The sequence below is a fragment of the Streptomyces sp. NPDC053493 genome (assembly GCF_044544825.1).
Classification (GTDB): Bacteria; Actinomycetota; Actinomycetes; order Streptomycetales; family Streptomycetaceae; genus Streptomyces.
Map to the genome: position 1 here is coordinate 178357 of NZ_JBITXS010000006.1, position 13625 is coordinate 191981.

The 13625-nt window shown below is 70.3% G+C and carries 11 protein-coding genes; 8 read left to right on the top strand and 3 right to left on the bottom strand.

What is annotated here, in order from left to right:
* The first annotated feature begins 141 nt into the window (after window positions 1–141).
* The 3 genes from ACIGO8_RS19375 to ACIGO8_RS19385 all read left to right on the top strand — a co-directional run bounded on the left by ACIGO8_RS19375 (window position 142) and on the right by ACIGO8_RS19385 (window position 4546).
* Window positions 142–849 carry an HAD family hydrolase gene (locus ACIGO8_RS19375; protein ID WP_399731744.1) on the top strand — a complete coding sequence of 236 codons (708 nt, stop codon included), beginning with the start codon at window positions 142–144 and terminating at the stop codon, window positions 847–849.
* A 455-nt stretch (window positions 850–1304) separates the two neighbouring features.
* Window positions 1305–2894, top strand: a complete 1590-nt coding sequence (locus tag ACIGO8_RS19380) for an ABC transporter substrate-binding protein (RefSeq protein WP_399731747.1) — start codon at window positions 1305–1307, stop codon at window positions 2892–2894.
* Window positions 2895–2962: 68 nt separating this feature from the next.
* Complete coding sequence (locus ACIGO8_RS19385; RefSeq protein ID WP_399731750.1) at window positions 2963–4546, top strand: ABC transporter substrate-binding protein; 1584 nt, start codon at window positions 2963–2965, stop codon at window positions 4544–4546.
* 90 nt (window positions 4547–4636) lie between these two features.
* On the opposite strand, the gene ACIGO8_RS19390 is transcribed toward ACIGO8_RS19385, so the two are convergent.
* On the bottom strand, window positions 4637–5308 hold the full coding sequence (locus ACIGO8_RS19390) for a response regulator (RefSeq protein ID WP_399731753.1): 672 nt from the start codon (window positions 5306–5308) through the stop codon (window positions 4637–4639).
* An 11-nt stretch (window positions 5309–5319) separates the two neighbouring features.
* Window positions 5320–6300 (bottom strand): RecB family exonuclease, encoded by a 981-nt coding sequence (locus ACIGO8_RS19395; protein ID WP_399731756.1) that lies wholly within the window; start codon window positions 6298–6300, stop codon window positions 5320–5322.
* Between the two features lie 136 nt (window positions 6301–6436).
* Here ACIGO8_RS19395 and ACIGO8_RS19400 point away from each other — a divergent pair, with 136 nt between their 5' ends.
* The 3 genes from ACIGO8_RS19400 (at window position 6437) to ACIGO8_RS19410 (ending at window position 9414) form a co-directional block, all read left to right on the top strand.
* Entirely contained in the window at window positions 6437–7570 is a 1134-nt protein-coding gene (locus ACIGO8_RS19400; RefSeq protein WP_399732419.1) for a site-2 protease family protein, read from the top strand.
* An 18-nt stretch (window positions 7571–7588) separates the two neighbouring features.
* Complete coding sequence (locus ACIGO8_RS19405) at window positions 7589–8476, top strand: tRNA (adenine-N1)-methyltransferase (protein WP_019884997.1); 888 nt, start codon at window positions 7589–7591, stop codon at window positions 8474–8476.
* A gap of 374 nt (window positions 8477–8850) precedes the next feature.
* Complete coding sequence (locus ACIGO8_RS19410; protein WP_399731759.1) at window positions 8851–9414, top strand: hypothetical protein; 564 nt, start codon at window positions 8851–8853, stop codon at window positions 9412–9414.
* A 32-nt stretch (window positions 9415–9446) separates the two neighbouring features.
* On the opposite strand, the gene ACIGO8_RS19415 is transcribed toward ACIGO8_RS19410, so the two are convergent.
* A complete protein-coding gene (locus tag ACIGO8_RS19415) occupies window positions 9447–9758 on the bottom strand; it encodes a ferredoxin (protein ID WP_399731762.1) in 312 nt (103 codons plus the stop codon).
* Window positions 9759–10000: 242 nt separating this feature from the next.
* Between ACIGO8_RS19415 and arc the strand changes: the two genes are divergently transcribed.
* Window positions 10001–11767, top strand: coding sequence for a proteasome ATPase (gene arc, locus ACIGO8_RS19420; RefSeq protein ID WP_399731764.1), 1767 nt, complete (start codon window positions 10001–10003; stop codon window positions 11765–11767).
* 165 nt (window positions 11768–11932) lie between these two features.
* Window positions 11933–13444, top strand: a complete 1512-nt coding sequence (gene dop / locus ACIGO8_RS19425; RefSeq protein ID WP_399731767.1) for a depupylase/deamidase Dop — start codon at window positions 11933–11935, stop codon at window positions 13442–13444.
* Window positions 13445–13625: the final 181 nt, after the last annotated feature.

The window sequence follows — 13625 nt, forward strand, 5'->3', positions numbered from 1 at the left end:
CCCCTCCACCCGCGGGCGGGCGGGGCGGGGGGGGGGGGGGGGCCCCGCGGGGCGGGGGGGGGGGCCGGCCCCCCCCCCCCCCCCCCCCCGGGGGGGGGGGGGGCCCCCCGCCCTTCTCGTCCCTCGATGGAGGTGTGCCGGATGACCAGTACGGTCCCCGCGTCCTTGTTCCGTGCCCACGGGAATTCCGCCCTGCAGGCGGTCTTCCTCGACATGGACGGCACCCTCGTCGACACCGAGGGCTTTTGGTGGGACGCGGAGGTCGAGGTCTTCGCCGACCTCGGACACCGGCTGGACGAGTCCTGGCGGGACGTCGTCGTCGGCGGGCCGATGACCCGCAGCGCCGGCTATCTGATCGAGGCCACCGGCGCCGACATCACCCTCGAAGAGCTCACCGTGCTGCTCAACCAGAAGTTCGAGCAGCGCATCGACCGCGGCGTCCCGCTGATGCCCGGCGCCGACCGGCTGCTGACCGAACTGGCCCGGCACAACATCCCCACCGCGCTGGTCTCCGCCTCGCACCGCCGGATCATCGACCGGGTGCTCGCCTCCCTGGGCGGCGACCGCTTCGCGCTGACCGTCGCCGGCGACGAGGTCGCGCGTACGAAGCCGCACCCCGAGCCCTATCTGACCGCCGCCCGCGGCGTCGGCGCCGAGCCGTCCCTGTGCGCGGTCGTCGAGGACACGGCCACCGGCGTCGCGGCGGCCGAGGCGGCCGGCTGCCGGGTCGTCGCGGTGCCCTCCGTCGCGCCCATCGCGCCCTCCGCGGGCCGGGTCGTGGTGCGCTCGCTGGAGGAGGTCGACGTGCCCTTCCTGCGCACGCTGATCGCCTCGCCCGCCGGGATCTGACCCCGCCCCGCTTCGCTCGCGGAAACGAACAGGCCATCCGCCGGAAAGAACCCTGAGTGACGTTGCTCACCCAGAGTGCCGACCGGCGGGTGGCCTGTCTGCGTGCGCTGTCCGGAACATGACGTTTAAGCCCCGCCCATGTGTCCCGATTCGCTCCGGACCGTACGAATGATTCCGGCGCATGGCTATCGAACGCACCGTATTCATGATCGGTGCGGCCTCGCGTGCGCGACCTTCGCCGTCCGGTGACGCCGACACCGCCCACTAGCATTTCGCGAGTACTCCGCCGCACCTTCCGCGTGCCCCGGCGCCCACCCAAGTCGCCGCGTACACAGGACCGATCGCACCCCTCCCGGCCCGATCGCCCCGCCCCGACCGGGCGGCCGGCGGAGTGACCGAAGCCGCTGTTGATGTGCCGGCCGTCACCCCGTGCCGGATGAGGAGAACGTTCCCCGATGAACCGCAAGACCCTGGTGCTGCCGGCCGTGGCCGCACTGCTCACACCTCTGCTCGCCGGCTGCGGTGGAGGAGACGAGAGCAGAGCCATCGTCGTCGGCACCACGGACCAGTTCGTCGCCACCGAGGACGCTCCCGCCCCCCTCGACCCGGCCTTCGCCTACGACACCGGCGCCTGGAACATCCTGCGGCAGACCGTGCAGACGCTGATGCACGTCCCGCGCGGCAGCGGCCAGCCGGTCCCCGAGGCCGCCGAGAGCTGCGGATTCTCCGACAAGCAGAGCGAGAGCTACCGCTGCACCCTCCGCGCGGGCCTCACCTTCGCCGACGGCACCCCGATCACCGCCGAGGACGTCAAGTTCTCCGTCGAGCGCGTGCTCGCCATCAAGTCCGACAACGGAACCGCCGCGCTCCTCGCCAACATCGACACCGTCGAGACCAAGGGCGACCTGGAGGTGGTCTTCCACCTCAAGACGCCCGACGCGACCTTCCCGTACAAGCTCTCCACCCCCGTCGCCGGCATCCTCAGCAAGTCCAGGTACGACGGCAAGGCGCTGCGCGCCGGCTTCGACGTCGACGGCTCCGGCCCGTACACGATGAAGACCGAGACCGACGGCGACAAGGTCACCAAGTTCGTCTTCACCAAGAACGCGAAGTACAAGGGCGACATCACCCTGCGCAACGACAAGGTCGAGCTGCGCTCCTTCGCCGACGCCGGCGCCATGGACAAGGCGCTGCGCGACGACTCCATCGACATGGCGGCCCGCGCCATGTCCCAGCCGCAGATCAAGGAGCTCACCGAGAAGCCGCAGGACGGCATCGAGCTCACCGAGGTCCCCGGCCTGGAGATCCGCTACCTCGCCTTCAACACCAAGGCACCCGGCGTCGAGGACAAGGCCGTCCGGCAGGCCATGGCCGCCGTCGTCGACCGCGGCCGGCTCGTCGACCAGGTCTACGGCCCCACCGCCGAGCCGCTCTACTCGCTGATCCCCTCCAGCATCACCGGCCACTCCACCTCGTTCATCGACACCTACGGCGAGCCGAGCACCGCCAAGGCCGCCAAGATCCTGCGCGAGGCCGGCGTCAAGACCCCGGTCAAGATCACCCTGCACTACACGACCGACCACTACGGCGCCAAGACGGCCGAGGAGTTCGAGGCCCTGCGCGGCCAGCTCAACGCCACCAAGCTCTTCGACGCCCAGACCCAGGGCACCGAATGGTCCAAGTTCCGCCCGGCCCAGAAGCGCGGCGACTACGCCGTCTACGGCCTCGGCTGGTTCCCCGACTACCCGGACCCGGACAACTACGTCGCTCCGTTCCTCGACAGCGACAACTTCCTCAACACCCCCTACGTCAACCAGTCCGTCCGTGACCGGCTGATCCCGCAGTCGCGCCGCCAGGCCGACCGCACCGCCGCGACCCCCGTCTTCGAGCAGATCCAGAAGATCGTCGCCAAGGACGTTCCCGTGCTGCCGCTGTGGCAGGGCAAGCAGTACGTCGCCGCGCGCGACGACGTCACCGGCGTCGAATGGGCGCTGAACACCTCCTCCGACCTGCTCCTGTGGGAGCTGGGCCGCGGCACCGCCTGACCCCTTCGTTTACCGGCCGCGCAAACCCCCGCGCGGCCGGCCTGGCAAGAGATCAAGAGGCAAGTTCTGTGAAGGCACACAACAAGTGGCTGACCGCCCCGCTCGCCGCGGGCCTGGCGGCCGCGATGCTCAGCGGCTGCGGCACCGAACAGGGCGGCGGCTCCGGCGACTCCGGGAACACCGTCCGCGTCGGCATGTCGGACGAGATCCTCGCGACCGACCCCGCCGCCGGTTACGACCCCGGCTCGTGGCTGCTGTTCAACAACGTCTTCCAGTCCCTGCTCGCCTTCCCCAAGGGCGGCTCCGAACCCGAGCCCGAGGCCGCCGACAAGTGCGGCTTCGCGCCCGGCAGCAGGGTCTACACCTGCACCCTCCGCGAGGGCCTGAAGTTCTCCAACGGCAACCCGCTCACCTCCGAGGACGTCAAGTTCTCGTTCGAGCGCGCCCTGAAGATCGACGACGCCTCCGGCCCGGCACCGCTGCTGTCGACCATCGACACCATCGAGACGCCCGACGAGCGGACCGTCGTCTTCAAGCTCAAGGTCCCGGACGCCACCTTCCCGAGCAAGATCGCCTCCGGCGCCGGCTCCATCGTCGACCACCGCGAGTACGCCGCGGACGGGCTGCGCACCGACGGCAAGGCCGTCGGCTCCGGCCCGTACAAGCTCGACTCCATCAGCGACACCGAGGCCGTCTTCTCCGCCAACCCCGACTACCACGGCTCCGCCAAGCGCAGGAACGACGGCGTCACCCTCAAGCTCTACCGCGGCGACCGCGAGGCCCTCGCCAAGGCTCTGTCCGCCAACGAGATCGACGTCGCCTACCGAGGCCTGTCCGCCGACGACATCGCCGCCCTCGAAGCCTCCGCGGGCACCGACGACAAGGGCGTCGAGATCGTCCAGGGCAGCAGCGCCGAGGTCCAGCACCTCGTCTTCAACGTCAAGGACCCGGTCGTCGGCAAGCTGGGCGTCCGCAAGGCCATCGCCCACCTCGTCGACCGCGAGGCGCTCGTCCAGGACGTCTACAAGTCGACCGCCACGCCGCTCTACTCGATCGTCCCGGCCGGCATCGCGGGCCACAACACCGCCTTCTTCGACAGCTACGGCAGCCCCGACAAGGAGCAGGCCAAGAAGGCGCTGCGCTCGGCCGGCATCACCGAGAAGGTCAAGCTCACCCTCTGGTCCACGCCGAGCCGCTACGGCCCCGCCACCGACCAGGAGATGAAGGCGATAGCCGAGCAGCTCAACGCCAGCGGCCTGTTCGAAGCCGACGTCAAGTCCGTCGAGTTCGAGGAGTACGAGAAGGGCATCGCCGCCGGCGAGTACGGCGTCTACGTCAAGGGCTGGGTGCCCGACTACCCGGACGCCGACAACTTCACCGCGCCCTTCTTCGGCAAGGGCAACGTCCTCGGCAACCACTACGAGAGCTCCGCCATCACCGGCAGCCTCCTGCCGAAGACCGCCGCCTCCGCCGACCGCGGCGCGACCGCCGCCGACTTCGGCCGCATCCAGGACATCGTCGCCGAGCAGCTGCCCTTCCTGCCGCTGTGGCAGGGCAAGCAGTACGCCGTCGCCCGCGACACCGTCACCGGCCTGGAGTGGACGCTCGACGCCTCCACCGTCTTCCGCTTCTGGGAGATCAAGAAGGGCTGACGGCACCCGCCGCACGGCGAAGGGCCCGGCACGCGCGAGGCGTGCCGGGCCCTTCCGCACAACCGAGGCCGGTCACTCATCCGGGGCCGGTCACTGCGCGCCCGGACGCACCAGACCGCTCTCGTACGCGTACACCGCCGCCTGCACCCGGTCGCGCAGGCGCAGCTTCGTCAGCACATGGCCGACATGGGTCTTCACCGTCGTCTCGCTGACGAACAGATCCGCCGCGATCTCCGCATTCGACAGGCCCCGCGCCACCAGCTTCAGCACCTCGACCTCACGCTCGGTCAGCGTGTTCAGGGTGTCCGGGACCTGCTCGTCGCCCGAGGGCAGGTGCGCCGAGTACTTGTCGAGCAGCCGGCGCGTGATCGACGGCGCCAGCATCGCCTCGCCCGCCGCCACCACCCGGATCGCCTGGACCAGCTCGTGCGCCGGGGCGTCCTTCAGGAGGAAGCCGCTCGCTCCCGCCCGCAGCGCCTCCACCACGTACTCGTCCAGGTCGAAGGTGGTCAGCACCAGCACCTTCGCCGGGCCGTCCCGGCCCGGACCGGTGATCTGCCGGGTGGCCTCCACCCCGTCCATCCGCGGCATCCGGATGTCCATCAGGACCACGTCGGGCTGCAGCGCCCGCACCTGGTCGAGGGCCTGGAGGCCGTCACCGGCCTCACCCACCACCGCGATGTCCTGCTCGGCCTCCAGGATCATCCGGAAACCGGTGCGCAGCAGGGGCTGGTCGTCGACCAGGAGGACGCGGATTGCCACGGACAACTCCTTCACGGGGCGGGCTGGACCCGGTCCATTCTGCCCTGGTCCCCGTCGCCGGACTCCGGCGGGCGCGCGGGCACCACCGGCAGCGGATACACCGGGGGAGTGCCGCCGAACTCCGGGCACACCGCCTGGTGGTCGCACCAGCCGCACAGCTTCGTCGGCCGCGGCCGCCAGTCACCCGTCCGGGTCGCCAGCCGGATCGCCTCCCACAACGCCAGCAGCTTGCGCTCCACCCGCAGCAGATCCGCCTCCACCGGGTCGTACGTCAGCACGTCACCGCTGCCGAGATAGACCAGCTGCAGCCGGCGCGGCACGACGTTCTTCAGCCGCCAGACCACCAGCGCGTAGAACTTCATCTGGAACAGCGCGCCCTCGCTGTACTCGGGGCGGGGCGCCTTGCCCGTCTTGTAGTCGACGATCCGCACCTCGCCCGTCGGCGCCACGTCGACCCGGTCGATCACACCGCGCAGCCGCAGCCCCGAATCCAGCTCCGTCTCCACGAACAGCTCGCGCTCGGCCGGCTCCAGACGCGTCGGGTCCTCCAGCGTGAACCACCGCTCGACCAGCGCCTCCGCCTCCGTCAGCCACCGCGCGAGCCGCTCGCCCTCCGCGTCCTCGGCGAACAGCTCGCCCAGCTCGGGCCGCGACTCGAGCAGCCGGTCCCACTGGCCCGGGATCAGCGCCTTCGCCCGCGGCGCCGTCCGCTCCACCGCCGGCGCGTCGAAGAGCCGCTCGAGGACCGCGTGCACCAGCGTCCCGCGCGTCGCCGCCGCGCTCGGCTTCTCCGGCAGCCGGTCGATCACCCGGAACCGGTAGAGCAGCGGGCACTGCATGAAGTCGCTCGCCCGGGAGGGCGACAACGACATCGGCGTCCGGGGCGCCGTCGCCTCGGGCAGGGGCGTGCTCCCGGCCTCCGCCGGCGGCTGCTCACTCGTACTCATGACACAGACCCTACGGCCCGCCACCGACAGCGGGCGGAATACCATCGACGCAGGAGGCCGTCGCGCTGCATGATCGAACCGTGACCGAGCGCGCGGACCGACAGCTCGGCGACGAAAGGAACCCGTGAACCAGGACGAGTCCAAGCCGCAGCGGACCGAGGGGCCGGGCGGCGGCATCCTCATGGGCCGGCCCTTCGGCGTGCCCGTCTACGTCGCGCCCAGCTGGTTCCTCGTCGCCGCCCTCATCACCTGGGTCTTCGGCGACCAGATCGAACGCGTCCTGCCCGAGCTCGGCGCCGCACGCTACCTCGTCTCGCTGTTCTTCGCGATCGCCTTCTACGCCTCCGTCCTCGTCCACGAACTGGCCCACACCATCGCCGCGCTCCGCTTCAAGCTCCCGGTGCGCCGCATCCAGCTCCAGTTCTTCGGCGGCGTCTCCGAGATCGAGAAGGAGACCGAGACACCCGGCCGCGAGTTCCTCCTCGCCTTCGTCGGCCCGCTGCTCTCCCTCGTCCTCGCCGGCATCTTCTACGCCACCCTCTACGCCGTCGAGCCCGGCACCGTCCCCGGTGTCCTCCTCGGCGGCCTGATGATCTCCAACCTGATCGTCGCCGTCTTCAACCTGCTGCCCGGCCTGCCGCTCGACGGCGGCCGGATGCTCCGCGCCGTCGTCTGGAAGATCACCGGCAACGCGATGACCGGCACCGTCGCCGCCGCCTGGGTCGGCCGCGCGCTCGCCGTCACCGTCCTCATCGGACTGCCGCTGCTCACCCGCACCGGCCTCCTCGGCAACTCCACCGCCGACATCGACGGCTTCACCACCGTCACCGACGCCCTGCTCGCCGCCATCCTCGCCGCGATCATCTGGACCGGCGCCGGCAACAGCCTGCGCATGGCCCGGCTGCGCGAACACCTCCCCGAGCTGCGCGCCCGCACCCTCACCCGCCGCGCCATCCCCGTCGAATCGGCCACCCCGCTCTCCGAGGCCCTGCGCCGCGCCAACGAGGCCGGCGCCCGCGCCCTCGTCGTCGTCGACGGCCACGGCGCGCCCACCGGCATCGTCCGCGAGTCCGCCATCGCCGGCATTCCCCAGCACCGCCGGCCCTGGGTCGCGGTCAGCGCCCTCACCCAGGACCTCGTCGACGGCATGAAGGTCCCCGCCGACCTCACCGGCCAGCCCCTCCTGGACCACCTGCGCGCCAGCCCGGCCACCGAATACCTCGTCGTCGAGGAGGGCGGCGAGATCTACGGCGTGCTGTCGGCCACCGACGTCGAGAAGGCCTTCGTGAAGGCCATGGCACGACCCTCCTCGTAACACCGGTACCCTGTTCACATGTCCGAACCGACCGGTGCCGCCCGCCGTCGCGGGCCCTTCAAGGTCGGGGACCAGGTCCAGCTCACCGACCCCAAGGGACGCCACTACACGTTCACGCTCGAGGCCGGGAAGAACTTCCACACCCACAAGGGTTCCTTCCCGCACGACGAGCTGATCGGTGCTCCCGAGGGCAGTGTTGTCCGTACCACGGGAAACGTCGCCTACCTCGCGCTGCGCCCCCTGCTCCCCGACTACGTCCTGTCCATGCCCCGCGGCGCCGCCGTGGTCTACCCCAAGGACGCGGGGCAGATCCTCGCCTTCGCCGACATCTTCCCCGGCGCCCGCGTCGTCGAGGCCGGTGTGGGCTCCGGCTCGCTGAGCTCCTTCCTGCTGCGCGCCATCGGCGACAGCGGCATGCTGCACTCCTACGAGCGCCGCGAGGACTTCGCCGAGATCGCCAAGGGCAACGTCGAGCGCTACTTCGGCGGCCCGCACCCCGCGTGGCAGCTGACCGTCGGCGACCTCCAGGACAACCTGTCCGACACCGACGTCGACCGCGTCATCCTCGACATGCTCGCGCCCTGGGAGTGCCTGGAGGCCGTCTCCAAGGCGCTCGTCCCCGGCGGCATCCTGTGCTGCTACGTGGCCACCACCACGCAGCTCGCCCGCACCGTGGAGTCCATCCGCGAGTTCGGCTGCTACGCCGAGCCGCAGCCGTGGGAGTCCATGATCCGCAACTGGCACGTCGAGGGCCTGGCCGTCCGCCCGGACCACCGGATGATCGGCCACACCGGCTTCCTCGTCACCGCCCGTCGCCTCGCGGACGGCGTCGAGCCGCCGATGCGCCGCCGCCGGCCCGCCAAGGGCGCCTACGGCGAGGACTACGAGGGTCCGAACAAGGGCTGACGCCCCCGAGGGCTGACGCCCCGACAACGCATGTGTGCCGTCGTCGAGTTCCCGCCCAGCGCGCGGAAGTCGGCGGCGGCACCCTCACGTTCGGGGCCGCACGCCGGCGCCGCCTGCCGGACGGCCGCGCCCGCCGGTGCATCCGTACGCCGCCGCAGCGGCCGTACGCGGGCCTGGGCGCCGCGACGCCGCCGCCGCCCCGCCACGACGCCGAGGCCCTACGACGCCGCCGAGGCGCCGTGACAACGGCCGAGGCCCTGCGACAACGGCCGAGGCCCCGCGACAAGGGCCGACCCCACCTGTTCCGCGCTCCTGTGACGTGTGGCACGATGCCCGCAACTCCTTCCGCACCACCCTCACAGGAGACTCCTCGCGTGCAGACCTCCGCCGTCACGGACCTGGCGCACACCCACACCCGGCCGGTGCACTGGCTGGCCACCGCCACCGCGATGGCCGGAATCCTCGCCCTCGCCGGACTGCTCCAGCCCGACCCGGCCGGAGCCACCGCCGCCCCGCCCGCCCCGCGGCCGGCTCCCGACGCGGCCACCGCCCACTATCCGCTGGAGTGCGGCGGAGGCCCCAGCAAGATCGCCCAGCGGGCCACCGGCGACCTCGACGGCGACGGGAACCCGGAGACCGTCGCAGTCGTACACTGCGAAGCCGGCTCCGGAACGCCGCCCAGCGGCATCTACGTCCTCACCCACGGCAAGGGCGCCGGCGCCCGGACCGCCCGCGTGGTTGCGACGCTCGTGGAGCCCTCCCAGCTGAAGAACGTCAGCGACTTCGCCGTACGCGACGGCGCCGTCCAGGCCACCCTGCTCGGCTACTCCTCGCCCGACGTCCCCAGCTGCTGCCCCGACCAGCGCGAACAGGTCAGCTGGCGCTGGCACGGCGGGACCTTCGTCCGGACCGCACGCGCCGAGGCGCGCGCCGTCTGACCCGGCGCGCGCCTTCCCTCACGGCCCGGCCGTCACCCGGCGTCGGGGCCGTACACCTCCACGCCGTCGCGGACCCGGCGGACGTGGATGCAGTCGCCCGGGCACTCCTTCGCGGAGTCCACCACGTCCGTGAGCAGCGGCAGCGGCACCGGCGTCGTCGCGCCCGGCTCCTGGAGCAGCTCGTCGTCCGCGCTCTTCACATATGCGAGCCCGTCGATGTCGAGCTCGAAGACCTCCGGGGCGTACTGCGCGCAGATTCCGTCCCCGGTGCACAGGTCCTGGTCGATCCAGACCTCCAGCGCCTCCTCGGCGCCCGTGGCCGGAGACTCCTGCTGCACGGTCATAAGTCCTGCCGTTTCTGCGTCGCGCGGGTAAGTCGGGCCAAGCCTGACGGGTGTTGACCACACACGACGATACCTCCGCCCGCTTTTGCAACGTCCGGCGGTGGGTATTTCCCTGGCGTGAGGGGAAGCGCAAGGGTGAAGATCGGACACACCCCGGAGTCTTTTTGATCTAGGGGTTTCAATCGTCACCCGCCCAGGTAGGGTCAGGAAGCGTCCAGCTCCCCTTGGAGGAGGTGAGGACCGTGGCAGCCCACGACGACGACATCAACCGCGGCATCCGGCCGGGGCGGGGGTCTGAGGACCCCGCCGGCCAGGTTGCCTATCTCGAGCAGGAAATCGCCGTCCTGCGCCGCAAGCTCGCCGACTCTCCGCGTCACACGAGGATTCTCGAGGAGCGGATCGTCGAGCTGCAGACGAACCTGGCCGGCGTGTCCGCGCAGAACGAGCGGCTCGCCAATACGCTCCGTGAGGCCCGGGACCAGATCGTGGCCCTCAAGGAGGAGGTCGACCGGCTCGCGCAGCCGCCGGCCGGCTTCGGTGTCTTCCTGCAGGCGAACGAGGACGGCACGTGCGACATCTTCACCGGGGGCCGCAAGCTCCGGGTGAACGTGAGTCCCGCCGTGGAGCTCGACGAGCTCAGGCGGGGCCAGGAAGTCATGCTCAACGAGGCGCTCAACGTGGTCGAGGCCATGGAGTTCGAGCGCGCCGGGGACATCGTCACCCTCAAGGAGATCCTCGAGGACGGCGAGCGCGCCCTGGTGATCGGGCACACCGACGAGGAACGGGTGGTGCGGCTCGCCGAGCCCCTGCTGGACATCACCATCCGCCCCGGCGACGCCCTGCTCCTCGAGCCCCGCTCCGGCTACGTCTACGAAGTGGTCCCCAAGAGCGAGGTCGAGGAACTCGTCCTCGAAGAGGTCCCGGACGTCGACTACGACAAGATCGGCGGTCTGGGCAACCAGATCGAGCTGATCCGCGACGCCGTCGAGCTTCCGTACCTCTACCCGGACCTCTTCAAGGAGCACGAACTGCGGCCGCCGAAGGGCATCCTGCTCTACGGTCCGCCCGGCTGCGGCAAGACGCTGATCGCGAAGGCCGTCGCCAACTCCCTTGCCAAGAAGGTCGCCGAGGTGACCGGGCAGCCCGCCGGGAAGTCCTACTTCCTGAACATCAAGGGTCCCGAGCTCCTCAACAAGTACGTCGGCGAGACCGAGCGGCACATCCGCCTCGTCTTCCAGCGTGCCCGGGAGAAGGCGAGCGAGGGCACCCCCGTCATCGTCTTCTTCGACGAGATGGAATCGCTCTTCCGCACCCGTGGATCCGGTGTCAGCTCGGACGTGGAGAACACCATCGTCCCGCAGCTGCTCGCCGAGATCGACGGCGTGGAGGGCCTGGAGAACGTGATCGTCATCGGCGCCTCCAACCGCGAGGACATGATCGACCCCGCGATCCTGAGGCCCGGCCGGCTCGACGTCAAGATCAAGATCGAGCGCCCGGACGCCGAGGCGGCCAAGGACATCTTCGCCAAGTACCTCACCGCCTCCCTCCCGCTGCACGCCGACGACCTCGCCGAGCACAGCGGATCGAAGGAGGCCGCGGCCCACGGAATGATCCAGTCCGTGGTCGAGCAGATGTACGCGGAATCCGAGGAGAACCGCTTCCTCGAGGTCACGTACGCCAACGGCGACAAGGAAGTCCTGTACTTCAAGGACTTCAACTCCGGCGCGATGATCCAGAACATCGTCGACCGGGCCAAGAAGATGGCCATCAAGGCCTTCCTCGACCACGACCAGAAGGGCATTCGCGTCTCCCACCTCCTCCAGGCCTGCGTGGACGAGTTCAAGGAGAACGAGGACCTTCCCAACACCACCAACCCGGACGACTGGGCCCGAATCTCCGGAAAGAAGGGCGAGCGGATCGTCTTCATCCGCACCCTCGTCACCGGAAAGCAGGGCGCGGACACCGGTCGCTCCATCGACACGGTGGCCAACACCGGTCAGTACCTGTAGTGACGCGCACCGGCTGCGGATGTCCGGAAACCGGGCATCCGCAGCCGTCGCTTTCCACTCACCGAATCGCTTCTGATCTCCCCGTACGCGCGCGGCCGCTCTAGGCTCGTGGGTACCGCCGAATCACGCACTGTGCGGGGAGCGGCGCCGGGCAAGGAGGGCCGCATGACCGTACGGCGAGTAATGGGCATCGAGACGGAGTACGGGATCTCCGTCCCGGGGCACCCCAACGCCAATGCCATGCTCACCTCGTCCCAGATCGTCAACGCCTACGCGGCGGCGATGCACCGGGCGCGCCGCGCCCGCTGGGACTTCGAGGAGGAGAATCCGCTGCGGGACGCCCGCGGCTTCGACCTCGCCCGCGAGGCCGCCGACTCCAGCCAGCTCACCGACGAGGACATCGGCCTGGCCAACGTCATCCTGACCAACGGCGCGCGGCTCTACGTGGACCACGCCCACCCGGAGTACAGCGCGCCCGAGGTCACCAACCCGCGCGACGCCGTCCTGTGGGACAAGGCCGGCGAGCGGATCATGGCCGAGGCCGCCGAGCGGGCCGCCCAGCTGCCCGGCGCCCAGCCGATCCACCTCTACAAGAACAACACCGACAACAAGGGCGCGTCCTACGGCACGCACGAGAACTACCTGATGAAGCGCGAGACGCCGTTCTCGGACATCGTGCGCCATCTGACGCCGTTCTTCGTCTCCCGGCAGGTCGTCACCGGCGCCGGCCGGGTCGGAATCGGCCAGGACGGCCGGGAGCACGGCTTCCAGATCAGCCAGCGCGCCGACTACTTCGAGGTCGAGGTGGGCCTCGAGACGACCCTCAAGCGCCCGATCATCAACACCCGCGACGAGCCGCACGCGGACGCCGAGAAGTACCGGCGGCTGCATGTGATCATCGGCGACGCCAACCTCTCCGAGATCTCCACCTATCTCAAGCTCGGCACGACGTCGCTCGTCCTGTCGATGATCGAGGACGCCTTCATCACCGTCGACCTCGCCGTCGACCAGCCCGTACGCACCCTCCACCAGGTCTCGCACGACCCGGGCCTGGAGTATCTGGTCACGCTCCGCAGCGGCCGGACACTCACCGCGGTGCAGCTCCAGATGGAGTACTTCGAGCTGGCCAGGAAGTACGTGGACGAGCGCTACGGGGCGGACGCCGACGAGCAGACCAAGGACGTCCTGAGCCGCTGGGAGGACACCCTCAACCGGCTCGAGAACGACCCGATGAGCCTGGCCGGCGAACTGGACTGGATCGCCAAGCGGGAGCTCATGGAGGGCTACCGCCGCCGGGACGGCCTGGACTGGGACGCCGCCCGCCTGCACCTCGTCGACCTGCAGTACGCCGACGTGCGGCCCGAGAAGGGCCTGTACAACCGTCTGGTGGCCCGTGGGCGCATGAAGCGCCTGCTGGACGAGGAAACGGTGCGGCGGGCCGAGACGAGCCCTCCTGAGGACACCAGGGCCTATTTCCGCGGCCGCTGCCTGGAGCAGTACGCGGACGACGTGGCCGCCGCCTCCTGGGACTCGGTGATCTTCGACCTGCCCGGACGCGACTCGCTCCAGCGCGTCCCGACCCTGGAACCCCTGCGGGGTACCCGGAACCACGTGAAGGAACTCCTGGACCGCTGCCGCACGGCCGAGGAACTCGTGCGGGTCCTCTCCGGCGGCTGAGAACCGCCCGGAATCCCGGAAAATCCCCGGGATTCCGGGGGCGCGGCTGAAATGCCCGTCTCCTGGGAATCATGGAAGCAGTGCCCGGATTGAAGAAACTGCGGGGCCGATGTCAGTCCCGGCTTGTAGGGTCTGATCTTGTACAGACCCAACCGAGCGGGCCGATTCGAGCGGGGTGAGG

What these genes read in the sequence shown, in the direction of transcription:
- ACIGO8_RS19375 (WP_399731744.1), top strand. Translation starts at nt 142, where the DNA reads ATGACCAGTACGGTCCCCGCGTCCTTGTTCCGTGCCCACGGGAATTCC.
- ACIGO8_RS19380 (WP_399731747.1), top strand. Translation starts at nt 1,305, where the DNA reads ATGAACCGCAAGACCCTGGTGCTGCCGGCCGTGGCCGCACTGCTCACA.
- ACIGO8_RS19395 (WP_399731756.1), bottom strand. Translation starts at nt 6,300, where the DNA reads ATGGTATTCCGCCCGCTGTCGGTGGCGGGCCGTAGGGTCTGTGTCATG.
- ACIGO8_RS19400 (WP_399732419.1), top strand. Translation starts at nt 6,437, where the DNA reads ATGGGCCGGCCCTTCGGCGTGCCCGTCTACGTCGCGCCCAGCTGGTTC.
- ACIGO8_RS19405 (WP_019884997.1), top strand. Translation starts at nt 7,589, where the DNA reads ATGTCCGAACCGACCGGTGCCGCCCGCCGTCGCGGGCCCTTCAAGGTC.
- ACIGO8_RS19415 (WP_399731762.1), bottom strand. Translation starts at nt 9,758, where the DNA reads ATGACCGTGCAGCAGGAGTCTCCGGCCACGGGCGCCGAGGAGGCGCTG.
- dop (WP_399731767.1), top strand. Translation starts at nt 11,933, where the DNA reads ATGACCGTACGGCGAGTAATGGGCATCGAGACGGAGTACGGGATCTCC.